Here is a 24,438-nt window from a genome sequence, read left to right on the forward strand (position 1 = left end):
AAAGAGGTCTGCCGGACACCCTGGGGGTGTCCGGCAGACCTGCCGCCTCGTCAGAGGAGGAACAACCGCCCGACGAGACCGGGCGCGTGGGTCAGCGCTCGGAGCGAGGACGCGGAGGAACGGCTACCCCGTCCTCGGTGACGTACTTCGTTCCGTTGTCGTACTTGGTGATCGTGAAGGCGTCGAGCACCTCGCCGACCTCCTTGTCGGTGGTCGACTTGTCGTCCCACTTCGCGGCGACGACGGCCTCGTAACGCAACTGGTTCTTCGTGACCTTGATGCCCTGGAAGGTCGAGGTGTGACCTGCGCGGACCACCTCGGTCGCGCCGTTGCGCTTCCAGACGCTCTCGCTGTCGGGGGCGAGCTCGTAGTACTTCGGACCGGAGACCGCGACGGTGTAGACCGGTCCGGTCGTCATGCCCGGGGTGCCGGTCGCGTCCGCGTCGACGTACCCGCGGGAGTACACGTGGTCATGGCCCATGAGCACCAGGTCGATGTCGTTGCGCTGGAAGACCGGCAGCCACGCGTCGCGGACCGGCTTCTCGTCACGGCCTTCGGCCGCGGAGAACACCGGCTGGTGGAAGACCGCCACCGCCCACTTGTTGGGGTTGTTCTCCAGGACGTGGTCCAGCCAGCGTCCCTGGAGCTCCAGCCACAGCTTCTCCGGGTCGGGGCAGTCCTGGCTGCACGCGGGCAGCCACGGCGGCGTCATCATCGAACGGGCGTCACCGGTGCTGGCGTTGAGGGTGATGAACCGCACGCCCTGGTAGTCGGTGTAGTACGCCGTCTCCGCGATCGCCTCGGCCATGTGGGCCTCGTAGATCGCACGCTGCCGCTCGGCGGGGGTGGCACCGGCGTTCTCGCCCGCTCGCGGCCCGTTGCCCGGGAACTCGAACGTCGACTTCCAGGTTCGCAGGAAGGTGTCGCCCGAGTACTCGTGGTTGCCGGGGGCGGCGATGACATTGGTGGACTGGCTGTAGCCGTCCATGGCGCCGAACCAGTCGCGCCACTCGCTGTCGTTGCCGCTGGAGTTGATCAGGTCACCGGCGTTGACGCTGCCGACCGCGTCGGGGTAGCGCTCGAACGCCTGCTTCACGACCGGGGCCCACTTGGACGACAGGTCGTTCTGGGCGTCGCCGAAGTACAGGAAGGTGAAGTCCTCACCGGGCCGCTCGGCCGTGGTGAAGGAGTGCGCCGAGCTGAACCAGTCGCCGGTGCCCACCTGGTACTCGTACTTCGTGCCCGGCCGCAGACCGGTCATGACCGCGGAGTGGGTACGGGTCGGGACTCCGGCGGCCACCAGCTCCTCGTTGGCACGCGCCTCGGCGGTGCGCCACTTGCGGGCTCCGGCCTCGCGGTACCGCACCTCGCCCGCGGTCACACCGGCGCCGGTGCGCCAGGTGACGGCCTGCGACGCGTGCGGCGTCCCGGTCGGGGTGAGCACGATCCGCTCCGGGGCCGTACCGGGCACCGCCAGGTCCTGCTCGGTGGTCAGCGCGACATCGAAGACGTGCATGATGCCGCGGTCCGTGCTCTGCGGCAGGACGACCGAGGCGACCCGCTTGGCCGGGTCCAGGAGCCGGGGCACGGTACCGAAGACCTTGGTCTCGACCGTGTCGTTGCCGCCCGACGCGCGGTTGCGGCCGACGGTGGTCACCAGCGGGGTGTTGCCGAACTGGTAGTTGGTGCCCGGCGTCCAGTCGGTGAGCTGGACACCCACGTCCTGGGTGGAGCCGTCGGTGTACTCGACGACCGCGGTGCCCTGCGAGGGGCCGTTGGTCGCCAGCCCCAGGAAGGAGACACCGGTCGCCCGGACGCCGCCCATGTCGACGCGCTGGCCGTGCGGGATCCAGTTGTCCGGCTGACCCGGCTCGGTCTTCGGCCAGGTGAAGGTGACACCGGTGTCGCCGTGCGCGATGCGGTCACCGGGGGCGGCGCCGACCGCGGCGAGCCGGTCACGGGACAGGGAGTTGTCGCTGACGTCCAGCGAACCCGTGTTGCCCGCGCCGTTCGGTGTGGTTCCGACGTTGTTCCGCGCGTCGCTGCCGTCGGTGTACGACGGGGGAACGTCCGACTCGCGGGCGCCCCAGGTGCCCTGACGCGTCGACATGGTCAGACGGATCTCGCCGCCGTCGCGGGCGAAGTCCTCGCCCAGCCAGGAGCGGGTGGTGGACCGGCCGTCGACCTTCATGCCGGTGACGTACGGCTTGGTGGAGCCGCCGTCGGCCTCGATCTCGATCTTGCGCCGGCTGTCGGCGCTGTCGATGACGACCCGCTCGAACCGGGGGCCGGTGACGAGCAGGTCGGCGGTGCCGTGAATGGCCGGGTAGAGGCCGACGTTGGCCCACACGTACCAGGAGCTGAGCGAACCGAGGTCGTCGTTGCCGGGCAGACCCGAAGGCGTGGTGTTGTACATCTCCGCGGAGGCGCGGCGCAGGGCGTCGCGGGCCTTGTTCGGCTGACGCAGCCAGTGGTAGACGTACGGCGCGCCGAAGCTGGGCTGGTTGCTCAGGTAGGCGCCGCGGGTGTTGTACACACCGGCGTCGAGGGCGCTGAGGTGCTCGTCCAGGGCGGCCGTGGCGACCTCCTGGCCACCGCGCTTGTCGATCAGCGTGCCGACGTTGTGCGGCACCATCCAGCCGTACTGCCAGCCGGTGGCCTGCTCGAACTGGTCCCCGCGCTCACCGAGGTTGAACCCGCGGTCGAAGCCGTTGCGGTCCCTCGGGCGGATGTGGCGGCTCTGCTCGTCGAAGACGTTCTGCCAGTTCTGCGCCCGCCCCATGTAGCGGTCGTAGGCCGTCGTGTCGCCGAGGCGCCTGGCCAGCTGGGCGATGCCGAAGTCGTTCACGGCGTACTCGAGTGTCTTCGAGGTCGCCGCGTCCTGCTTGCGGTTCTCGATGAAGCCGACGCTCATGTACTGGTAGCCGTGGCGGCGCAGGGTGCGGTCGGCCGGCAAGGTCTGCGTGTCCTTCATGGACTGCAGGGCGGCGCGCCGGTCGTAGTCGGTGCTGCCGAAGGCGTCCACGGAGGACAGCAGCGACTGCAGCGAGTCACCGCTCATCTTCTGCTGGAGCTGGTTCAGGTGCGGCCAGTTGGGCCACTTGCCGCTCTGCGTCACCATGTCGGTGATCGACTGGTTGATGTCGCTGCCGACCTTCGGGAAGAGCAGCGCGACGAGCTGGGCCTGGCTGCGGTAGGAGTCCCAGCCGGCGTAGGTGACGTAGTGGTGGCGCCCCTTGGCGACCTTGTGCACCTTGCCGTCGTAGCCCTGGTAGTCGCCGTTGACGTCGTCGAAGACGTTGGGGTGGTGCAGCGAGTGGTAGAGGGCGGTGTAGAACTTGGTCCGCTCCTCCTTGGTGCCGCCCTGGGTCCGGACGGTGTCCAGGGCGTCGCGCCAGATGCGCCGGGCGTCGCCGCGCACCTCGTCGAAGTCGTCCCGCCCCACTTCGTGCGCGGCGTTCTCGGCGGCGTTGGCGACGCTGACGTAGCTCAGGCCCACCTTGGAGGTGACCTCGGCGCCCTTGTCGAAGACGAGGTAGGCCCCAGCGCCGTGCTTGGCCTCACCGGCGCGCGCGGTGGCGGAGCCGGGGGTGACCGTGCCGCCCTCCCAGGTGCCGTGCGAGCGGATCGGCCGGTCGAAGGTGGCCGAGAAGTAGGCGCGGTAGCGCCCGCCCTCGTCGCACACCGAGGCGGCCTCGACCCAGCCCTGGACGGTGTGGTCGTCCTTGACGGTCACTTCGCTGTTGAAGACCCGGTTGTTGGACCCGGCCACGTCGAGGACGAGCGTGGAGCTGTCCGCCTCGGGAAAGTCGAAGCTGCTGACGGCGGTACGTGCGCTGGCGGTCAGTTCCGTCGTGACATCGTTGTCAGTCGTGACGGAGTAGTACCCGGGCTCAGCCTTCTCGCGGGCGTGGTCGAAGCCGAGGTAGTAGTCGGTGATGTTGTTCGCCGGGCTGGACGGCAGGGCGCCGTCCGGCAGCGCGCCGGTGTACGGCAGCACGGGGAAGTCGAAGCCGCTGAATCGGCCTTCGCAGCCGGTGCCGGACAGGCGCGTCATACCGAAGCCGCGGAGCCGGTCGGCGGTGTACTCGTACCCGCCCTTCTGGTCCCGGTCGGAGGTCCGGTAGGTGGTGGGGCTCGACTGCACCATGCCGAACGGGACGGTCGCGCCGGGCCAGGTGTTGCCGTAGGCGCTGTTGCCCTTGTTCTGCGAAGGGTCGAGGCGTGTCCCGATGAAGGGATCGACTGCCTCGAACGCGCTGATCTCCGAGGCGGCTTCGACGCCCTGCGCGGTGGGCGGAACTATGGCGAGGGAGCTGAGGGCGAGCGCGACCGCGGTGAGTCTGCGGCGGTTGCGTGCGAAAAGGGGCGGGCGCTTCGGGAGCGTCCGCCCTGGGGATGTCCACATCTGGGATGCGGCGCCTTTCGGTGAATGACCACTCGTCGTGGATACGACGTCATGACCGCCCTACGTTTACGGCACAGACAATCGGGTGTCAGGCCTGCGGGCAACGGTCCCGTGACCACGAAGTGAAGAGAAGGCACTCGCCGGTGTCCTGCGCCACACGGCGTGGGACAGTGTCGCCGCACACGCACACGCACACGCACACGCAGAACGGGGGCCGTTCGGCGAACGGCCCCCGTCTGTCGGTACGGAGCGTCAGCGGGCGGAGGCGCCTGCTGTCGCCGACTGCTTCGCGGGGGCCGCGTCGCCGCCCGCCGGGGCGCCGGTGGCGACCGCTGCGGATTCGGCCGACGCGGGTGCCGCGTTGAGCTCGGTGAGCATGGTCTTGGTGAAGCCGAAGTAGTACGTGGCGATGAAGCCGCCCACGTAGCCGACGAGCAGACCGCCGGCGTAGATCGCCACCGTCCGGCCGAGGCCGTGGTCACCGTCGAGCAGCGGGAACAGCGCCCAGCCCGAGGGGCCGATCGCGGTGGAACCGACGTCCGTGCCCAGCTGGTTGAAGAATCCGATGAACGCTCCGCCGAGGGCGCCGCCCGTGCAGGCCGTGATGAACGGGCGACCCAGCGGCAGGGACACACCGTAGATCAGCGGTTCGCCGACGCCGAGGAATCCCGGCCACAGAGCGGACTTGATGGTCGTCCTGATCGAGGTGTTGCGGTTCAGCCGCAGGTAGACGGCGATCGCCGCGCCGACCTGGCCCGCGCCGGCCATCGCGAGGATGGGCAGCAGAACGGTGTAACCCTGCTGCTCGATCAGGGTCGTGTGGATGGGGATGAGCGCCTGGTGCAGGCCCAGCATGACCAGGGGCAGGAAGAGGCCGCCGAGGATCAGTCCGGCGCCCGCGCCGCCGTTGGACAGCAGCCAGTTGGCGCCCTCGCCGATCTGCGTGGAGATCTCACCGGCGAGGAACATCAGGCCGAAGAGGGTGGCCAGTCCGGCCAGGAGCACGGTGAGGGTGGGGGTGACCAGGACGTCGACGGACACCGGCACCCAGCGGCGGCACCACTTCTCGATCTGCACGCCGAGCCATGCCGCGCCCAGGGCGCCCAGGACACCGCCCTGGCCCGGGGAGAGGCTCTGGCCGAACGCCTCGACGTTGGCCACACCCGCGTAGACGATGATGGCGGCGACGGCGCCGCCCAGGATCGGCGTACCACCGAACTCCTGCGCCGTGTTGTACCCGACGAACACGGCGATCAGCGCCATGAACCCGGAGGCCATCGCGGCGAGGGCCGGCGTAATGCCGGGCAGCCAGCCCAGGTTGACGAGCAGACCGTTCAGGCCCGCGATGATGCCGCAGCCGATGAGGGCGGGGATCAGCGGGACGAAGATGTTCGCGATGCGGCGCAGGAAGAGCTTGAACGGGGTGGAGTTCTTCGCCTTGCGCTCGGCCCGCAGCGCGGCGCCCTGAGCCGCGAGGGCGTCAGCGGTCACGGGGTCACCGGCCGGACCGTCGCCGTTGCCGGAGGCGGCCGTGGCGGGAGCCGCGTCGCGCTCCTCCTCCACGAGGGTCTCGAACTCGGGGGTGACACGTGCGACCGTGCCGGGGCCGAGCACGATCTGGTAGGTGTCGTCCTCGACGACGCCCATCACCCCGGGAAGTGCCTTGAGCTGTTCGTCCTGCACGAGGGAGCGGTCGTGCAGGCCCAGTCTCAGCCGGGTCATGCAGTGGGCCACCGAGGTCACGTTCTGCGCGCCTCCGACGAGCGGCAGGATGGCCGCCGCGGTGTCCCGGTACTTGTTCTCGTTCGCCATGAGATCGGCCTTGCTGTGAGGTGTCGGCTGGTACGTCAGGCGGCAGCGGCTTCGAGGGCCCTGCGCAGGTGCCCGTGCGCGTCCTGGAGAAGGCGCTCGGCCGTCCGCGCGTCCACGGACCCGAGCAGAGTGAGGATGGCGTTCTTGGCCTCGCCGCCGGTGGCGGCCAGTGCTGCCGCGATGGCCTCGTCGGACGCGTCGGTCGCCAGGCCGACGATCCGGTGGGCGCGGGCCCGCAGCTTCTCGTTGGAGGCGCGCACGTCGACCATCAGGTTTCCGTAGGTCTTGCCCAGCTTGATCATGGTGATGGTGGAGAACATGTTCAGCACCAGCTTCTGCGCGGTGCCGGCCTTGAGCCGCGTCGAGCCCGTCACCGTCTCCGGGCCCACCACGACCTCGATGCCGTGCTCGGCGGCGGCGGCCAGCGCGCTGTCGGCGTTGCAGGACAGGCCGATGCTGAGCGCGCCGAGGGAGCGTGCGTAGCGGACCGCCTCGACGGCGTAGGGCGTACGGCCGGAGGCCGAGATGCCGACCACCACGTCGTCGGCGGACAGGTTCAGCGCGTCCAGGTCCTGCCGCGCCCCCTCCTCGGAGTCCTCCGCGCCCTCGACGGCGGTGACCATCGCCGCGGGTCCGCCCGCGATGAGGCCGACGACCTGGGACGGGTCGGTGTTGAAGGTGGGCGGGCACTCGGAGGCGTCCAGCACCCCGAGCCGGCCGGCCGTGCCGGCCCCGGCGTAGACGAGGCGGCCGCCCCGGGCCATCCGCTCGGCGATGCCGTCGATCGCGGCGGCGATCTCGGGGAGCCGCTCCGCGACGGCCGCGCTGACGGTCGCGTCCTCGGCGTTCATGTGGCGGGCGATGTCCAGCGTGGGCAGGCGGTCGATGTCCGCCAGTTCGGGGCGGTACGCCTCCGTGGCCATCGTGGCGAGCTGGTCACGCAGTAGGCCGTTCCCGACGGCTTCTTGGGTGGACATGTAGATCACGGTTCCTGTCGTCCGGACATTCTGGAAGCTTTGGCTGGTTTCCGTCATACGCGACGGAGGAGCGGGTCGGCCGCCTCGTGTGACACGAGAGACACTTACGAAATTTTCTTTCACTTCGCTCCGGTTGCACGAAACATATTTTCGCCGCCGGGTCGCGTCAAGCGCCCGCCGGTGATCAGTGGGTCACATCGCCCGGACCCGTCCGGGCCGTGGCCTCGTCGAGGAGTTCGAGGATGTGCCGGTAGGGACGTCCCGTGGCGCGGGTCATACCCATCTCGCACGTGCGGTTGCACGACGCGTAGGCGTCGTACGAACGCGTGTTGATCTCCGCTGCCTGGAGTGCCGTCGCCGCGGCGGTGACCTCCGGGTACAGCAGGCCGCGGTCGCCCGCGAAGGCGCAGCAGCCCCAGGAGTCGGGCACGGTCACGTCCGGGCTCAGCGCGGCGGCCACGGTCCGCAGGGCGCCGTCGGCGCCGAGGTGCGTGGTCGAGCAGGTCGGATGCAGGGCCAGCGACCCCAAGGGCCGGGCGGGGGGCAGCGCGGGCAGCAGCCGCTCCGCGGTGAACGCCACGCTGTCGACGAACCGCAGGGCCGTGTAGCGGGCGCGGTCCGCTTCCGGCAGGGCGTCCGCCAGCCGCTCCAGGCCATGGGTGCACGACGAGGCGTCACACACGACGGGCAGCCTTCCGTGGTCCGTGGCGGTCCACAGTGCGTCCAGGGTGCGGGCCGCCATGGTGCTGTGCCCGCGCGTGAATCCCTTGGACTGCCAGGGAGTGCCGCAGCACAGGCCGCCGAGCCCGTCCGGCACCGTGACCCCCACCCCCGCCCGCTCGCACAGCCGCAGGAACGCGGCCGCCGATCCCGCGGACCGGCCCGCGCCCTCCTCAGGACCGAAGATGCTGCCGATGCAGGCCGCGAAGAACACGGCTTCCGTGTCGGCGGGATGCTGCGCGGCGGGGCGGACGGGGCCGCTGCGCGGCATGTCCTCGGTCCAGGCCGGCACCAGTTCCGCGGCGCCCAGTTTGCGCATCGCCCCGGTCGCGGCGCGGGTCAGGGGCGTCGGCACGGCGTGGGCGGCCCTGAGCCCGGTGCGTACACCCCGCACGGCGCCCTCCCAGTGCCGTGCCAGGCCGTCTCCCGCCTTCTGGGCCGCGCTGCCGTGCCGCTCCGCTCGCAGGCGTTTCATGACCTCCCCCGTGTCGATGTGCACGGGGCAGGCGGTGACGCAGAGGCTGTCGACCGCGCAACTGCCGACGGCCGCGTACTCGTAGTCGTCCTCCAGGGCGCGCCGCGTCTCGTCGTCCCCCGCGGCTGCGGCGAGGGCGATCTCGCGCAGCAGCGCGATCCGCTGGCGCGGGGTCGTGGTGGCGTCCGCCGTCGGGCAGACCGGTTCGCAGTAGCCGCACTCGACGCAGGCGTCCACGGCCGGGTCGACCTCGGGAACGCTCTTGAGGTTGCCGAGGTGGGCGCGGGGATCGTCGTCGAGCAGGACCCCGGGGCTGAGCACCTGGTGCGGATCGCACAACCGCTTGAGTTCACGCATGACGTCGTAGAGTTCGTCGCCGTACTGGCGCCGCACGAAGGGGGCCATGGCGCGTCCGGTGCCGTGCTCGGCCTTGAGGGTGCCGCCGGCGTCCAGGACGAGGTCGACCATGTCGTCGGTGAAACGGGCGTAGCGGTCCAGTTCCCCGGGGGAGTCGAAGTCCTGGGTCAGCATGAAGTGCAGGTTGCCGTCGCGCGCGTGGCCGAAGATCACCGCGTCCTCGTAACCGTGCCGTTCGAACAGGCCGATCAGGCCCTCGCCCGTGGCGGTGAGCCGTTCCATCGGCACGGCCACGTCCTCCAGCAGGGCGGTCGTCCCGGGCCGGCGCGCGCCGGCGACCGCGGTGTACAGCCCCTTGCGCAGCCGCCACAGCCGGTTCCTCTCCCCCGCCTCACGGGTGAGCGCCGCCGGGGTCACCGTGGGCAGCAGCCGCAACGCGGGGTGCGCGGCGCCGACCGTGTGCTCCAGCCTCTCGGCGTCGTCCTCCGCGAACTCGACCAGCAGGGCCGCGTGCCCCGTCACGGTCAGCCCGCGCAGGGCGTCCACCGGATCGGCGGACCGCTGCGCCACTCGCAGGGAGGCGGCGTCGAGCAGTTCCACCGTGCGGGCCCCGGCGGCCAGGAGTGCCGGCAGGCAGTCGGTGGCCTGGGCGAGCCCCGGCAGTACGAACAGACCGGTGGCGGTGTGCGGCAGCAGCGGGACGGTACGGAACACGGCCTCCGCGACGAACCCGAGCGTGCCCTCGCTGCCGACCATGAGACGGGCGAGGATGTCGGCCGCGGTGGCGTGGTCGAGGAAGGAGTTGAGGCCGTACCCCATGGTGTTCTTCATGGCGAACAGCCGCTCCACGGTGGCCCGTGAGGCGGCCGAGCCCCGGACGCGGTCCCGCAGCCGCAGCAGTCCGGCGTGCAGTTCGGGCTCCCGGGCGCGCAGCGCCTGGTCGGCATCGGCCGCGGCGGTGTCGACGACGGTGCCGGAGGGCAGCACGAACCGCAGGGACTCGATGGTGCGGTAGGCGTTGTCCTGGGTGCCGCAGTTCATGCCGCTGGAGTTGTTGGCCACCAGGCCGCCGATGGTGCAGGCGCTCTCGCTGGCGGGGTCGGGTCCCAGTCGGCGGCCGTACCGGGCGAGCCGGGCGTTGGCCTGGCGGACGGTCAGTCCGGGCTGGAGCCGGATGCGGTGCCCGTCGTCGAGTACCTCCGCGGCCCGCCAGTGGGTACGGACGTCGATCTGGATGCCGTCGCCGCCGGCCTGACCGGCCAGGCTGGTGCCGCCCGACCGCAATGTCAGCGGGATGCCGGCGGCGTGGGCCCCGGCCATCAGCGCGCCGACCTCGCCGGCCGACGCCGCGCGGACGACCGCGCGAGGGGTGAACAGGTAGGGCGAGGCGTCGTGGGCCGCGGCGATCCTGCGGGGCACTTCGGTCGTCACGCGCGCCGGGTCGCTGACGCAGGAGGCCAGGAGCTCGACCATGCGCTGGTCGGAGGCAGGGGCGGTGGAGGCGGTGGACTGGCTCGGGCTCATGGTTCCTCGGCTGCGCCGCCGGTTCGGCGCGGGACGACGGACGGTCGGTGGGCGCGTGTCGGATGGTCGGTGGGTGCGGCGCCCGGCCGTCCCGTACGGCCGCCTCGGCGGAGGCGGGCGTCAGGGCCGTTCGCGGCGCCTCGCGTCCGTGGGCGCCGCAGGACGGCGGCCCTCGTGCCGACGGCTCCGGCCCGGACGATCACCGATCGCCCGCTTCCCGGTCAGGGCCGCGGCTTCAGGGAGTATCAAGACCATCGACGCGGGATGTCAATAATTTACACACCAAAGTTTTCCGCGTAATTTATTTACATCGCAGGGCGGACGGCTCGCAGGGCGAGGGGAACTGCTGACGGGACAGGGCTGCGGAGCGCACGCCTGCGGCGGCGCCCAGGGGACCGCGTCCTACGGACGACGGCGCCGACGCCGCTGCACGGCGGTGTAGGTCTCCTGGAGGGCGGCTGCCGCCGTGTCGTAGGAGCGCTGTGCCACCGCGACGAAAAGGCAGTCGATCAGGGCCAGCTGCGCGATCCTGCTGACCGTCGCGCCCGAACGGAACGGTGTCTCGCGGGCGGCGGTGGTCAGGACCAGGTCGGCCGCCACCGCGAGCGAGGAGTGGGGGAAGTTGGTGAGGGCGATCGTGGTGGCCCCGCGCTCGGCGGCGGCGACCAGCGGATCGACGGTGTCCTCGGTCTCCCCCGAGTGGGAGATGCCGATGGCCACGTCGTCGGGACCCAGCAGCGCGCTCGCCGTCAGCGCGGCGTGGACGTCCGTCCACACGAACGTGATGTGGCCGATGCGGTGCAGTTTCTGGTGCAGGTCCTGGCCGACGAACGCACTGGCACCGACACCGAAGATGTCGATACGACGGGCCGCGGTGATGGCGTCGACGGCTCTGCCGAGGACCGCGGGATCCAGACTGCGGGCGGTCGCGTCGAGCGTACGGACCTCGTTGTAGATGATCTTCTTGACGATCTGTTCCAGTGTGTCGGACGGATCGATGTCGGTTCCCAGGGCCGACTGTTCCCCGCCGACCGCCCGCTCGTGCGCCACCGCCGCGGCCAGCGCGAGCCGGAGCTGCGGGTAGCTGCCGAAGCCCAGCGTCCGGCAGAAGCGGAGCACCGTGGCGGGCGACGTGGCGGCCCGCTCGGCGAGCAGGCCGATCGAGAGTCCCGAGGATCCGGCCGGGTCCGAGACGACGGTGTCGGCCACCCGCCGCTCCGAGGGCGGCAGCGAAGGCCGGGCGGCGCGGATACGGGTGAGGGCGTCGGCTCCGGATCCACTGGTGGAACCGGACTCCGGCTCCGGAGCGTGGGGCACGTCCCGGCGGCTCATCGACTTCCTCCTGCACCGGACGACGGGAGCGTCCGCACCCTGACAGGCAGTAAATCACAACACCGGGTCAGGCCGGTGACGCCGCACGCCCCGCACCGGCCTGCGGGAACGGTTCCCACGCCCCGCCGACGCGCCTCGCCCCGCCACGGCCCCCGCAGTCGCCGGCACACCCCCTGCCGTCGACACCCCGGCCCGCACCCGGGACCGCCGGCCGGTCTCCGCGGCCGGCCCCACAGGCCGCCTGGGCCCATCGAGCCCTCCTGGTCGCCGCGGACCGTGCGTGTCCGGACACCGCGACCAGACGCCCCTCACTGAACACACCTTGTACGTAAGGCAGTTGAGGCTGCGGCGACGGCGCGGACCGTCCCACCTCCGGCCACGACCCGGCCACCGCCGACAGCGCGGACCGATCCCACCGACCCTGTCCATCGACCGACTGCTGCGCGACCTGGACACCCTCCATGCGCGGACCGGCGTGACGGGCCACGCCGAGCTGCTCCCGGGGCGCGGCGGGCGACGGGGCGACGGCTGCGCGCCGACGGCCTGACCCGGTCAGCCGACCCCGTTCGCGCCCGGAACGGGGGGCGCGTCGCCGGGGGCGCCGTCACACCGGCCGTCGGCGCGGCGGTGGCCGTGGGTGCGGCGGGCGCGTCCATCGGCCTGCCGCATCCTGACGGCGACGCCGCCGCGTCGCCGGCTCCGCCGAGGCAGCCGGGGCGACCGGCGAGGCGGTCGCCCACGATCCGTCGTCTAGGGTGACGTCATGCTGCACATCCGCATGTATGTGCCAACATGGCCGTACGAGACCCGCGTTGACGAGCCGATCGTGTGCTCCTGTGTGTCGGAGGCGTCACGATGAACCGGACGATACGGGCGGTGGCGATCTTCTGTGGCCTGACGGTTCTCGCCCTGCTCCTCAGGGCGAACTGGCTGCAGTACGCGACCGCCGACGATCTGGCCACCGACCCCAAGAACCGCCGCGTCGTCATCGAGAGGTACGCCTCGGTGCGCGGCGACATCATCGTCGACGGCCGGGCCGTCACCGGCTCGAAGAAGGTCCCCGGTGCCGAATTCCTGTACAAGCGCACCTACGTGAACGGACCCATGTACGCGCCGGTGACCGGGTTCGCGTCACAGGCCAACGGGGTGTCGCTGCTGGAGAGCACCTACGACAGCGTCCTCAGCGGCCAGGACGACCGGTTCGCCTTCCAGCGCGTCGCCGACGTCGTCACGGGGAAGGGCCGGCGGGCCGGTTCGGTGGTCACCACCATCGACCCCGAGGCGCAGAAGGCGGCGTACAAGGGTCTGAGCGACCTCAAGGGAGCGCGGGGCGCCGTCGTGGCCCTGGACCCGAGCACCGGGAAGGTGCTTTCCATGGTCTCCGTGCCGTCGTACGACCCCTCCCTGTTCGCCGGCAACACGTTCAAGGAAGCGGACCAGTTCGCCGCGCTCGACAAGGACAAGCGCAAGCCCATGGCCAACCGTGCGCTGCGTGAGACCTACCCGCCCGGATCGACGTTCAAGATCGTCACGGCGGCGGCGGCCCTGGAGCACGGAATCGTGACCGACATCGACGCCCCCACGGACGCCGTGTCGCCCTACCCGCTCCCCCAGTCGACCAACAAGATCGGCAGCGAGGCGGGTGACGCCTTGTGCAACAAGGCGTCCGTGAAGACGGCGATGCAGTACTCGTGCAACAACGTCTTCCTCGACCTCGCCGCCGAACTGGGCCAGGAGAAGATGCGGGAGACGGCCGAGAAGTTCGGCTTCAACGAGGACGTGTACTCCGCCGAGCTCGGTGACCTGCGGGCGACGAAGAGCCTGTACCCCAACGACCTCGACAAGCCCGGAACCGCACTCACGGGCATGGGCCAGGGAAGTCTCACCTCCACGCCCATGCAGATGGCCATGGTCACCGCCGCGCTGGCCAATGACGGCAAGCTGATGCAGCCCTACGTCGTCGACGAGGTACGAGGACCGGACCTCAACACCCTGGAGAAGGCCAAGCCCGTCGCCCTGGACGAAGCGGTGTCCCCGGCCACGGCGCAGCAGGTCCAGGAGATGATGGAGTTCACCGCCGAGAAGGGCAGTGCGCAGCGCGCCCTGATCGACGGCATCACCGTCGGCGGCAAGACGGGCACTGCGCAGCGTGGCGTCAACGTCGCCGACGAGGTCCCGTACGGCTGGTTCGTCTCGTACGGCAAGGGCCCGGACGGCCGGTCGGTGGCGGTCGCCGTCTTCATCGATCCCACCGACATGGACATCTCCCGGCAGGACATCTCCGGCGGCCGCCTCGGCGCCCCCATAGCCCGCAGCGTCATGCAGGCCGTACTCCAGGACTGAGGCCGTGCGCGAGCCGTGGACACCCCGGCCGCCGGCCCAGTCCGGCGGCCGGGGTGCTCCCGGACCTCGCGAGGTGCTCACTTCGCCCCGTGACGGCCCCCGGTGAGGCGCGCTCACCGCAGCTCACGCAACGGACCGCTTCCCTCGATGTGTCGCGCGTTCTCAGAACGCCGGGTTGACACCCGTGTGCTCTCGGTCGGCCAGATGAGCGGCGAGCAGGCCACCCGGCCACGTGGCGCGCGGGGCCTTCTCGGGACGCAGCAGGGCCTGCGCGACCACCGCGTCGGCGAGCACGGTCTCGATGTCCAGCCGCGGATAGAGCCCGAGCGATTCCGCCAGTTCCTCGGCGTCCTCCCCCTCGGGCGGGTCGATCGCCCCGAAGTCGGCCAGCACACCCAGCCGCACGAGCCTGGACAGCGTCCCCATGCGCTCCGCGATACCGGGCGAGGTGTGCAGAGCGATGGCCTCCCACACCTGCTGGATCAGCGGCTCGGGCCAGTCGTGCCGGGCCAGGAACGCATGCGCGGCGTCCGCGCCCTCGACCTCGAAACGCTGCGGACCGTCGTACGCGTCGGACGTCCCGGCATCGTGAAACAGACACGCCACGGCCAGCGCTTCCCGTTCCCGGGCGTCGATTCCTTCCCGCCGGCCCATGAGGTCGGCCAACAGCCACACGCGCACGCTGTGGTTGACGATCGCGGGCTTCAGTACGGAACTCACGTGCTCGAGCGCGGCGTCGGCAACCACTCCCCCGAAGGAGACCTTCACTTCGCATCCTCCATGTCTCGCACGCCCCTCATGGGGCGCAGGCCACCCGGTGTCGAAAGGTCAGTCCAGAGCGTCGAGGGCGGTCTCGACGATCTCCATGAGCGACGCGCGGTCGGGGTTGAACGTGCCCATGACCCGCAGGCCGTGCATTGTCATGATCAAGTACCGCGCCAGGGTCCGCGCGTCGTGCTTGCCGGTGAGCTGCCCATGGTCCTGGGCCTCGGCGACGACCTGGTGGAGGGCGTCCTCCAGCAGCTCCGTGGTGGACTGCACATGGGCCGTGACCTGGGGATCCTGGGAGATCCGTCCCACGGCCGCGCCGACGATCAGACAGGCCCGCCGGCTGCCGTCGCGGACGATGTCGTCGACCGCCGCCACGAGCACCTCGTGCAGCAACTCACGGCCGGGGGCGCCATCGTGAAGCACCTGGACCAGCGGCAGGGCGTAGCACTCCCGATAGCGGTCCATGGCAGCCAGGTACAGGCCTTCCTTGCTGCCGAAGGCCGCGTAGAGCGAGCCACGACCGACACCGGTGGCATCGACCAGGTCCTGGATGGACGTGCCGTCGTAGCCGTTGCAGCGGAAGGCGTTCATCGCCGCCTCCACAGCCCTTTCGGTGTCGAACTCCCTGGTGCGTGCCATACCGCGACCATACGCCAAACCTGAACGAACGGTAAAGATTTTCAATAGCGAAGACAGGGGTGGTGCAAAGACTTTCCACAGCCTCCACCCACCCACACCCCCGCTCACCACCGAGACCGCTTCACACCCTGCGCCGAGTGCCGAGAGTCGCGAGCACGAAGCCTGCGAGGCCCTCACGGAGCCGGACGGAGCACCCCTGGCCGACCACCGATCGGGCACGGCGCATGCACCAAACACACCAACCCGAGGGCGCCGGACACCCCCGCCGCACTGCGCTGTTCGGGCATCAATCCGCAGGTCAAAGCGATCCGATCACCCACAGCACCCTCCTCCCGGCCGCCACAGCAATTCATTATCGACCGTTCGTTCCTGATAGCGGTAGGGTCCGGAAGCATGGGCTCGGGAAACCTGCGAATCCTGTGGATCCATGCGCCCGCACCGCGATCCCTCCCTCCCGGCAGACCCATGGCTCGGCCGTGCCGGATGTTGAACGGAGACACATGTCCAAGCGTTTGCAGTCCAAAGTCATCATCGTCACCGGAGGTACCTCCGGCATGGGTTCGACCTTCGCTCGGCGAGCCGCGTCCGAGGGCGCGACCGTGCTGATCGGAGCGCGCGACAGGGAGCGGGGCGAGGCAACCGCGGCGGAGATCACCCGGGAGGGCGGGAAGGCACTCTTCGTCCCGACGGATGTGACGGTCGAGGAGGAACTGGCCCACCTGGTCGATGTCGCGGTCAAGGAGTTCGGCGGTCTGCACGGCGCCTTCAACAACGCGGGTGGCGGCAACAGCCGGGGAGCGCTCCGGAGCATGGACGCCTCCCACTGGGACAGCGTCATCGCGCTCAATCTGACCAGCGTCTTCTACAGCCTCAAGCACGAGATCCCGGCCATCGTGGCCAGTGGTGGCGGCTCCATCGTCAACAACGCGTCCGTGGTCGGCGTGGTGGGCGACCCCTCGGCCATCGCCTATACGGCCGCCAAGCACGGTGTCCTGGGCCTGACCCGATCGGCCGCGCTCGACGCGGCCAGGGGGGCGTGCGGGTCAACGCCCTGGTGACGGGTCTGGTGAACACCCCGCTCTGGCGCAGCCACGTGGAGAGCAGCCCGGAATCCGCCGCCATCCTCCTCGACAAGCAGCCCGCCGGCCGAGCCGCCGACGAAGCCGAGATCGCCGCATTCACCGCGTTCCTGATCAGCGACGAAAGCCCGTTCATCAACGGAGCGGCTCTAGCGATCGACGGCGCGCTGACCGCAGGTTACTGAGTCGGCGTCCGCGCGCTTGGACCTTCTCGAGCCCGCACACCGTGCGGGGCACCGCGGGCCGGTCGACCGGTGACGCAGTTCCGGTCGACCGGCCGTCGGCTCGCCCGCCCGCCGGGCACAGGTGCCAGAAGGGGTCACCCGAACTCCCGCGACCCCGCCGCCCAGTTGCGCGGTCAGCACGCAGCCGCGGCCAGCACGCAGCCGGCGTTCGCAAGACAGGCGCCACCGGTCAAGGCGATCCGGGAAGGGCTCGCGCGCCCTGGCCATCCGACTGGACTGCATGCGCGGGATCCTGGAACAGCAGCTCGAGGACACTCTCCAACTGCCGGGCCAGAGCATCGCTTTCGGCCTGGACCAGCGCCGTATCGCCGATGATCTTTCGCATCAACCAGAACCCGGCGATCAGCGAAAGCGCGAGGCCCGCACGCTCCTGGGTACCGCTTCCCGTGAGCAGGTTCGCCAGATCCCGCCCCACGTGCCTCTCGATGGCCTGCCGCATGATCTCCGCGCTTCTCTCGTTGGACGCGGACCGAAGCATCAACAGGAACGGATCAAGATGGCCTGCTTCGGGGGCCGTTCGGTCCACGAGCGCCCGGGCCACGTCCCGGCTCAGTTCCCGCGGGTCACCCGTGACCACCGTGCGCGGGGCGAAGGACACCTCCACCGCCTCGGCGAACAACTGCTCCTTGGAACCGAAATAGCGGTTGACCAGCATGGCGGTCACACCCGCCGCCCTGGCGATCTCACGCACGCCCACACCGTCGTAGCCGAACCGGGAGAAGGCCTCCACCGCGGATCGCAGGATCGCCTCGCGCGTGGCCGCGGCGTTCCGGGGCCTCTTGGCGCCGGTTGCGCTGGTCGGCGGCTCGGGGAGGTCCATGTCCATGGTGCGCAGTGTAGCCAAGCACAGACGGCAATTCTACGGACGTATACATGTCGCTGACCTTGTCCGTTGGCTCACATGGTCCGTTGCCCTACAGGGTCCGTCTCCCTCAGGGTCCGTGGTCGGCACCGCGCGTCGTGCGTGGTCGACCTGCCGGCGCTGTTCCGATGGCGACGGTGCGTTGTCAGTACACCGAACGGATCGTGCCGCCGTCGACGCGGATGGTGGCGCCGCTGATGTAGTCGGCGTACGGACTGGCCAGATAGGCGACGGCGCCCGCGATCTCCACCGGTCGGCCGAAGCGGCCGATGTCGTTGGGCACGAAGTCGTGGGAGGCGTTGCGCTCGATCTCCTCCCACGATTCTCCCCAGCCGCGCTCCGGGGCGATCGCGGTGACCAGTTCCTGCACCGCGTCGACGAGGACCGCCCCCGGAGCGACCACGTTGGATGTCACGCCGGTGCCCGCCAGTTCCCGCGCGAGGGACACGGCCAGGTTGTGCCGCGCGGCGAGCGACGCGTTGTAGTGGGGCAGCGTCGCGATCGGCTGCGAGGCGAGACCGCCGCCGATCTGAATCACCCGCCCCCAGCCGCGCCCGCGCATCCCCGGAACCAACCGCTGGATCATGCGGACACCCGAGACCACGTTGACTTCGTAGGTACGGGCCCATGCCTCCGGCGTCGCCTCGGCCCAGCCGACGTGTTCGTACGATCCGGCGTTGTTGACCAGGATGTCCACCTCGCCCGCGGCGGCGGCCACGGAGTCCGCACCTTCGTCCGTGGCGAGGTCGCCGATGGCCACGGCGACGGCGCCGATCTCGTCCGCCACCTTCCGGGTCCGGGTTTCATCCCGCCCGTGCACCACGACCTCGGCGCCCTCCGCCGCCAGCAGCCGGGCGATCGCCTCGCCCAGCCCCGAGCTCGAACCGGTCACCAGGGCCCGGCGGCCCGTCAGGTTCAGATCCATCGCTCTAGCCTTTCCCTCTTGTATACGACTGTAGACATGACTTAAGTCTACACCCGGCAACATGCGGGTGCGGCGAAGCGGCGCGCGCCGCGGTCGCGGGCCGGTGTGCTGAGCGCGCCGGGAAGTCCGGCTATACCGTTGAACCGGGTGCGCGCCGCTGAACGAGGTGCGCACCGCGTACGACGAGCGCCCTTCGACCCAGTCGGTCGACTCGGGCCGCACGCTCTCACCCTCCTCGGCATGTGGTGCGGTTCCGGCCGTGGCGGAACGGAGGAGGGATGGCAGGTTCAGGCGACCGACCCGCTGATCCGGGGTTGGGAACGAAGTCACAGGTCCTGCTCACCACTGCCGCGGGGTGTGTCAACGCCATCGGCTTTCTGACCCTCGGCGGTGTCTTCACCAGCGTGATGACGGCCAATTCGGCACTGCTGGGGTTGGCACTGGGAAACGGCGACCCGGCCATGGCGAAACTGGCGGGGGTGGCGATCGTGGCCTATCTCGCGGGCGCGGTGCTGGGCGGGTCGGCTGCCGCACGAAGCGGCCGCGGGGTCCGCTCGGGCATGCGCGGGGCCCTGGCGGTGGAGTGCGTCGTGCTGTCAGCCGTGTGGGCGTTCTGGCTGGTCGTCGACGGCAGGCCTCAAGCCGTGGAGAAAGCGGTGCTGCTCGCCGCCAGTTGTCTCGCCATGGGATGTCAGAGTGGTGGTATCCGAGTGGCGAGCGGTGGCGCACTGACCACCGCCTATATGACGGGTGCCATGACCGGTGTCGTGACGGACTTCGTGACGCGCAGACGGTTCGACAGACATGTCGCGCTGATCGTGCTGCTGCTCCCCGTCGGAGCCGCCATCGGCGGCTTGACCGTCCGCTGGGCCCGCCTGGCAGCCCCCGCCGTACCCGTACTGCTGGTGGCCGCGGCCCTCGCAGTCGTGATGTACGGCGGACGAAGCGCGGCTCGCCGCCACCACGGTGCCGAGCACAGCGACTAGGTCGCTCCCGGCACTGGACGACGGCGAGCACAGCGTCAGTCCCGCCGGCCGTGGACGACGGCCGGCACAGCAAGTAGGACTCTCTGGGCCCTGACCGCTGACGAGCGCGACGAGTGGGCCGCACTCGGCCCCGAACTGCGGCCGGCAGGCCACTCGGGCGAAGGCCCGTTGATGCGGGGCTGTCCGATCAGCGGCGGACGGCGTCGGCGGCGTAGGCCCAGAGCCGTTCCGCCGCGTGACGGTCGAGGGCGTGCCGGGCGACACCGCCGGGGCCCTCGTCGTCGATCTCCACGACCCGGGCCTCCTGGTTGTCCTCGAAGTAGCGGCCGGTGACGCCCTTCACCAGCGGTGACGCGGCCAGCAGTACGGATGTCGCGGCTCCCTGGGCGGGTGTCTTGTAGTACGGCAGCGGTGTCAGGTTCCCTTCGTCGTCCATCACGCCGAAAGCGCGCATGGTGTCGTCGTCGAGATGGCGCTGCAAATTGGTCAGGATGTACCCGGGGTTCAGGGCGTTGACCGCGATGCCGTCCGCCGCCCATCGGTCGGCCCCGACGGCGAAGAGGACCATGGCGGTCTTGGACTGCCCGTACGCGACCCAGGGATCGTAGGGGCGCCCCTCGAACTGCGGGTCGTCGAAGTCGAACGGCACATTGCGGTGGGCGCCTGAGCCGACCAGCACCACGCGGGCCGATCCCGCGGCGCGCAGCGCGGTGTGCAGGGCGGTGGTCAGCGCGAAGTGACCGAGGTAGTTCGTGGCGAGCTGCAGCTCCCAGCCGCCGGGACCGACCTCGCGGGTCGGCAGGGCCATGATCCCGGCGTTCGCGACCAGGATGTCCAGCGGACCCTCCCAAGCCTGCGCGAAGGCGTCGACGGAGGTGAGGTCGCCCAGGTCGAGTGCCTCGGCTCGCACGCTCCCCGCGCCGCGAACGGCGGCGATCTCGGCGGCCAGCGACTCGGCGGCCTCGGGACGGCGGGTGGCCACGGTGACCTCGGCGCCGGCCAGGGCCAGGGCCCTGACGGTTTCGGCCCCGATACCGGAAGCGCCGCCGGTGACCACGGCGCGGCGTCCGGTGAGGTCCACGCCGTCGATCACCTCGGCGGCGCTGGTGTGGGAGTGGAAGGGGGTGGTCAGTCTGGATGCGGCGTTCACAAGTGGTCTTTCCGGAGATGCGGAGTCCGTACGCACTTCACCGTACGATGGCCGAATCGGACGATCTACAATTCAACGTCCGAGATACTTCAGCCATCGTCCAGAAGGAGTGCCATGGATCCGCTGGAGGACGTGCTGGCCCTGCTGCGGACACGCAGCCACCTGTCGTCGAGCCTCGCGGCGGGAGGCCGGTGGGCCGTGCGGTTCCAGGCACCCCCCGGTGTGAAATTCAATGCGGTACGACGGGGCAGCTGCCTCCTGGAAGTCGACGGCCTGCCCGAGTCCATCGCCCTGTCGGAAGGAGACTGCTACCTGCTCACCCGCCCGCTGCCTTTCACCCTGCGCAGCGACTCGGAGGCGACCCCGGTCGACGCGGCCTCCGTCTTCGCGGACGTCACCGGCGGCGTGGCGCGCACGGGAACGGGCGACGACGTCTTCCTGATCGGTGGTCGCTTCTCCTTCGGTGAGCGGGCCCAGGAACTGCTGCTCGACGGACTGCCCCCGGTGGTCCATGTACCTGCCGGTACCGAGCAGGCCGAGGCCCTGGAGTGGGCGCTCACCGCCATCGACCTGGAACTGCGGCGCAAGCCGCCGGCCTCGACCCTCGTGGCGGAACACCTGGCCGTCGTGATGCTCGTCCATGTCCTGCGTCTGCACCTCGACCGGCGGCCCCACGCACTGTCGGGATGGCTGTCCGGTCTGGCCGACCCGGTGGTGGCCGAGGCTTTGGCGGCGATGCACGAGAATCCCACCCACGCCTGGACGGTGGCCGAACTGGCCGGGGCCGCCAAGGTGTCACGCTCCACGCTGGCCGCGCGGTTCAAGGACACGGTCGGTCAGGCCCCCCTGGAGTACCTGACCGGATGGCGGATCGAACTCGCCTCCCGGCGGCTGCGGGAGGGCACCGAAACCCTTGCATCCGTCGCCCGCTCCGTCGGGTACGGGTCGGAGAGCGCGCTCAGCGTCGCCTTCAAACGGGTCACGGGAATCTCACCCAGCACGTACCGAAGGCAGTTGAACGCCGTCGGGCCGGCGCACGACGAGGACTCGGGCACGGTGGACCAGGGCCTGTCCCCAGCAGGGGCGCGCGGGAGACGGGCACCGACACCACCTGCACCGCGGACGCGAACCGATCGGAACGGCGTGGCACGGTGCCGGTGAGGTCCACGACCGTCAGGACCGGGCACCTGAGGATCGGTCAAGTGCCCTGTCAGCGAGTCGACGCACGGCGCGGGGACGGCGTTATGCGGACCGGCTTCTCCACCGGCGCGCTCTCGAGGTCGTCGAGCTGCGCGACGATCGTGCCGCGCAGGTCGTCGTAGTCCTCGAAGCAGTGGTCGTTGAAGAGGGTGTAGCCCGTCCACATGAGATTGGCGCACACCCGTGCCGGCACCCGGCCCGTCTGCGCGCCCATGCCGACCAGCGCCACCGAACGGATGCTGCCCGGCGTTCTCTTGTTCTGCTGGTGGATCGCCTGGAACGCGGCGGCGCAGGCCAGGGCCACGTTCAGTGTGTCGCTGACGTTCTGCGACGACGTCTCCATCGTCGGTGTGGAGATCAGGAATCTCGGCTTGACCGCGCCGGACGCCACGCACACCGCGCTGCCCACCGGCAGCGATCCGGCGAACTGGCTCTGGATCGCCTTCTGCACCCTCAGCTGGATTCCCGCGCCGAGATACCGCTTGACGACCGCGTCGACCCCGCCGTCCATCCGGCCCCGGGAGTTGGTGGGGCTGACCCAGGCGTCGACGTCCTCGTCGAGCAGGGAGCCCCGACGGATCTCGATCTCCGGGGTGTCCGCGAACGCCGCTCGCCAGGCCTCCACCACTTCGGTGTTGATGTCGGTCAGCACCACCTTGAGCGGCGACGGCACGCGGTCCACAGTCATGGCTAACTCCGATCGGGAAGCGGTCACTCGACTGATCGGGACGCTACCGCGACCCACTGACAGCGCAGCCGCTCGGACCGGTGGCCGCACGCGTCGGAAGCGACTGTCAGTGGGCTGCCCTAATCTCCTGTGCACCTTACGGATCAGTCCTTCCACCAGGACAGTTCAACCTCTCGGAGTCCGTCCACCATGAGCGATGCCCGCACCCCCGCCACGCCCGACCCCAACGACCCGCTCGCCCTCGCGGAACTGTTCAAGGGCGGCGGTGAACCATGGCTTCCGCTGCTGAAGCCGGTCATCGAGGCGCAGCCGGACGCTGCCGCGTTCATCGGCCCCGGCCGCAGCCCGGAGGTCGTCCCTGTTCGCGAACTGACCTTCCAGGCGCTGAAGCCCAACGCGCCGCACAAGTGGAAGGTCGTGGTCTTCGGCCAGAATCCGTATCCGCGGCCGGAGAGCGCCACCGGCATCGCCATGTTCGACAACACCTTCCACGACTGGAAGGACAGCCAGTTCGGCAGGGTCGTCAGCATCCGCTGCATCATCAAAGCGGCGGCGATGTGGAAGTACGGGATTCCCAAGAAGACCCCGATAGCCGACATTCGCGCGCTGCTGAAGGAGCGCGACACCGTGCAGCCGCCGGAGTGGTTCCAGGCGATGCTCACGCAGGGCGTGCTGCTGCTGAACGCGGCGCTGACGGCCAGCGGCGACGGCGCGATGGGCACCGACCGGCACACCCGGTTCTGGCGACCGGTCGCCGAGCGGGTCGTCGAGGAGATACTCAAGGCCAAGCAGAGCGCCGACGAGGAGGACCGCGGGGTCGTCTTCGCGTGGTGGGGGGCGCACGCGCGCAGCCTGAAGAAGGTCGTCCTCCAGCTCCAGAAGAAGTATCCCGAGGTCGAGGTCCGGCACATCGACCACGCCAATCCCGCGGCACAGGGCGACATCTTCTGCGACGGCGACCACTTCGAGATGGTGAACAACGCCCTCGCATCGCTGGGCGCCGACCCGATCGACTGGCTGCCGAGCACCGGCTGGAACAATCTCGCGGCGGGCAGCGGTCAGGCCGGCGGTGATGTCGCGGACCGTATGGGCGCGTTCATCGCGTCCACCATGGAACTGCATCAGCTGTACCTCGACCGTCTCTCGGGGGTCAAGGACGAAGGTCTCGTCCTCCCCGCGATCACCGGGATGTTCGACACTCCGCTGATGGAGTTCCGCGAGGCCGTCGCCCCGGTCGCCGGGCTGCTGTCCGGACTGGGCCATCACGTCGACCGTTCACACGAGTTCGGCAAGCGGCGGGCCGACGAGGCGTCCGGCGGCCTGTCCGCCGAAGCGATCGCGGCTCTCTACCTCTACACGTGCGAGTCCACGTTCTACCGGGAGATCAACTCCGTCCTGCGCACCCCGGACCGGACCAGACTCGTCCCGTACCTGCCCTACCTGCGCCTGCTGTTCTCGGCGGTGTCACAACTCCCGGCGCGGACAGCTCCGTTGTGGCGCGGTGTGGCCCTGGACATGCGTGCGCAGTACCCGCTCGGCCGGACCGTGACCTGGTGGGGTGTTTCCTCGTGCACCTCCGAGCTGGGCGTGGCCAAGGCGTTCCTCGGCGGCCGGGGCAAACGGACGCTGTTCGAGGTCGTCCCCGCCCGAGCGGTGAGCATCCGCGACTTCTCCGCGTTCACCAGCGAGGAGGAGTTCATCCTGCTGCCGGGAACGCAGTTGAAGGTCACGGACGTCAAGGCCGAGCGCGGCGGTCTGTGCACCGTGAAGCTGACGGAGGTGCAGGAGCAGACCCTGGTGTCCTGACCGGCGTCGCCGCCGGCCGCCGTCCCGAGTGGGGTGGCGGCCGGGGCGGTGTGGTCACCGATCCGGGAGCGGGCAGGCCGTAGCGATCGTTCCGCCCCCACGGACGGCACGGCACCGTACGGCACGACACGGCGTGGCG

The 24,438-nt window shown here is 70.3% G+C and carries 14 protein-coding genes and 2 pseudogenes; 5 read left to right on the forward strand and 11 right to left on the reverse strand.

Annotation, left to right across the window (positions count from 1 at the left end):
• Positions 1-91: 91 nt before the first annotated feature.
• The 5 genes from DN051_RS04060 to DN051_RS04080 form a co-directional block, all read right to left on the reverse strand.
• The gene (locus DN051_RS04060; RefSeq protein WP_112437999.1) at positions 92-4,408 is read right to left on the reverse strand and encodes a GH92 family glycosyl hydrolase; all 4,317 of its coding nucleotides are present in this window, start codon (positions 4,406-4,408) and stop codon (positions 92-94) included.
• A gap of 252 nt (positions 4,409-4,660) precedes the next feature.
• Entirely contained in the window at positions 4,661-6,220 is a 1,560-nt protein-coding gene (locus tag DN051_RS04065; RefSeq protein ID WP_053757764.1) for a PTS transporter subunit EIIC, read from the reverse strand.
• 35 nt (positions 6,221-6,255) lie between these two features.
• Positions 6,256-7,197 (reverse strand): N-acetylmuramic acid 6-phosphate etherase, encoded by a 942-nt coding sequence (murQ, locus tag DN051_RS04070; protein WP_053757817.1) that lies wholly within the window; start codon positions 7,195-7,197, stop codon positions 6,256-6,258.
• A 184-nt stretch (positions 7,198-7,381) separates the two neighbouring features.
• Positions 7,382-10,273 carry an FAD-binding and (Fe-S)-binding domain-containing protein gene (locus DN051_RS04075; RefSeq protein WP_112438000.1) on the reverse strand — a complete coding sequence of 964 codons (2,892 nt, stop codon included), beginning with the start codon at positions 10,271-10,273 and terminating at the stop codon, positions 7,382-7,384.
• Between the two features lie 402 nt (positions 10,274-10,675).
• Complete coding sequence (locus DN051_RS04080; RefSeq protein ID WP_112438001.1) at positions 10,676-11,605, reverse strand: MurR/RpiR family transcriptional regulator; 930 nt, start codon at positions 11,603-11,605, stop codon at positions 10,676-10,678.
• A gap of 855 nt (positions 11,606-12,460) precedes the next feature.
• Here DN051_RS04080 and DN051_RS04085 point away from each other — a divergent pair.
• On the forward strand, positions 12,461-13,948 hold the full coding sequence (locus DN051_RS04085; RefSeq protein WP_053757818.1) for a peptidoglycan D,D-transpeptidase FtsI family protein: 1,488 nt from the start codon (positions 12,461-12,463) through the stop codon (positions 13,946-13,948).
• A 162-nt stretch (positions 13,949-14,110) separates the two neighbouring features.
• Here DN051_RS04085 and DN051_RS04090 read toward each other — a convergent pair whose 3' ends face one another.
• The gene (locus DN051_RS04090; protein ID WP_053757767.1) at positions 14,111-14,716 is read right to left on the reverse strand and encodes an HD domain-containing protein; all 606 of its coding nucleotides are present in this window, start codon (positions 14,714-14,716) and stop codon (positions 14,111-14,113) included.
• A gap of 60 nt (positions 14,717-14,776) precedes the next feature.
• Positions 14,777-15,358, reverse strand: coding sequence for a TetR/AcrR family transcriptional regulator (locus DN051_RS04095; RefSeq protein ID WP_112438002.1), 582 nt, complete (start codon positions 15,356-15,358; stop codon positions 14,777-14,779).
• A gap of 554 nt (positions 15,359-15,912) precedes the next feature.
• Here DN051_RS04095 and DN051_RS04100 point away from each other — a divergent pair.
• Positions 15,913-16,622: pseudogene (locus DN051_RS04100) on the forward strand (SDR family NAD(P)-dependent oxidoreductase).
• Positions 16,623-16,851: 229 nt separating this feature from the next.
• Here DN051_RS04100 and DN051_RS04105 read toward each other — a convergent pair.
• The gene (locus DN051_RS04105) at positions 16,852-17,508 is read right to left on the reverse strand and encodes a TetR/AcrR family transcriptional regulator (protein WP_234388713.1); all 657 of its coding nucleotides are present in this window, start codon (positions 17,506-17,508) and stop codon (positions 16,852-16,854) included.
• Positions 17,509-17,689: 181 nt separating this feature from the next.
• A complete protein-coding gene (locus tag DN051_RS04110; RefSeq protein ID WP_053757770.1) occupies positions 17,690-18,469 on the reverse strand; it encodes an SDR family NAD(P)-dependent oxidoreductase in 780 nt (259 codons plus the stop codon).
• Between the two features lie 314 nt (positions 18,470-18,783).
• Here DN051_RS04110 and DN051_RS04115 point away from each other — a divergent pair, with 314 nt between their 5' ends.
• The gene (locus DN051_RS04115; protein WP_162624842.1) at positions 18,784-19,455 is read left to right on the forward strand and encodes a YoaK family protein; all 672 of its coding nucleotides are present in this window, start codon (positions 18,784-18,786) and stop codon (positions 19,453-19,455) included.
• Between the two features lie 187 nt (positions 19,456-19,642).
• Here the strand turns inward: DN051_RS04115 and DN051_RS04120 are convergent, their stop codons facing one another.
• Positions 19,643-20,605 carry an SDR family NAD(P)-dependent oxidoreductase gene (locus tag DN051_RS04120; RefSeq protein WP_112438004.1) on the reverse strand — a complete coding sequence of 321 codons (963 nt, stop codon included), beginning with the start codon at positions 20,603-20,605 and terminating at the stop codon, positions 19,643-19,645.
• Between the two features lie 114 nt (positions 20,606-20,719).
• Between DN051_RS04120 and DN051_RS04125 the strand changes: the two are divergent.
• Positions 20,720-21,619, forward strand: a pseudogene (locus DN051_RS04125) (AraC family transcriptional regulator); the annotation flags it as partial.
• Between the two features lie 196 nt (positions 21,620-21,815).
• Here the strand turns inward: DN051_RS04125 and DN051_RS04130 are convergent.
• Positions 21,816-22,493, reverse strand: coding sequence for a macro domain-containing protein (locus tag DN051_RS04130; protein WP_053757772.1), 678 nt, complete (start codon positions 22,491-22,493; stop codon positions 21,816-21,818).
• Between the two features lie 189 nt (positions 22,494-22,682).
• Here DN051_RS04130 and DN051_RS04135 point away from each other — a divergent pair, with 189 nt between their 5' ends.
• The gene (locus tag DN051_RS04135) at positions 22,683-24,299 is read left to right on the forward strand and encodes an ADP-ribosyltransferase domain-containing protein (RefSeq protein ID WP_112438006.1); all 1,617 of its coding nucleotides are present in this window, start codon (positions 22,683-22,685) and stop codon (positions 24,297-24,299) included.
• Positions 24,300-24,438 lie beyond the last annotated feature (139 nt).

Source organism: Streptomyces cadmiisoli, assembly GCF_003261055.1.
GTDB lineage: Bacteria > Actinomycetota > Actinomycetes > Streptomycetales > Streptomycetaceae > Streptomyces > Streptomyces cadmiisoli.

Coding starts and splice junctions, on each gene's coding strand:
- DN051_RS04060 (WP_112437999.1), bottom strand. CDS start 4,408: ATGTGGACATCCCCAGGGCGGACGCTCCCGAAGCGCCCGCCCCTTTTC.
- DN051_RS04065 (WP_053757764.1), bottom strand. CDS start 6,220: ATGGCGAACGAGAACAAGTACCGGGACACCGCGGCGGCCATCCTGCCG.
- murQ (WP_053757817.1), bottom strand. CDS start 7,197: ATGTCCACCCAAGAAGCCGTCGGGAACGGCCTACTGCGTGACCAGCTC.
- DN051_RS04075 (WP_112438000.1), bottom strand. CDS start 10,273: ATGAGCCCGAGCCAGTCCACCGCCTCCACCGCCCCTGCCTCCGACCAG.
- DN051_RS04080 (WP_112438001.1), bottom strand. CDS start 11,605: ATGAGCCGCCGGGACGTGCCCCACGCTCCGGAGCCGGAGTCCGGTTCC.
- DN051_RS04085 (WP_053757818.1), top strand. CDS start 12,461: ATGAACCGGACGATACGGGCGGTGGCGATCTTCTGTGGCCTGACGGTT.
- DN051_RS04095 (WP_112438002.1), bottom strand. CDS start 15,358: ATGGCACGCACCAGGGAGTTCGACACCGAAAGGGCTGTGGAGGCGGCG.
- DN051_RS04105 (WP_234388713.1), bottom strand. CDS start 17,508: ATGGACATGGACCTCCCCGAGCCGCCGACCAGCGCAACCGGCGCCAAG.
- DN051_RS04110 (WP_053757770.1), bottom strand. CDS start 18,469: ATGGATCTGAACCTGACGGGCCGCCGGGCCCTGGTGACCGGTTCGAGC.
- DN051_RS04130 (WP_053757772.1), bottom strand. CDS start 22,493: ATGACTGTGGACCGCGTGCCGTCGCCGCTCAAGGTGGTGCTGACCGAC.
- DN051_RS04135 (WP_112438006.1), top strand. CDS start 22,683: ATGAGCGATGCCCGCACCCCCGCCACGCCCGACCCCAACGACCCGCTC.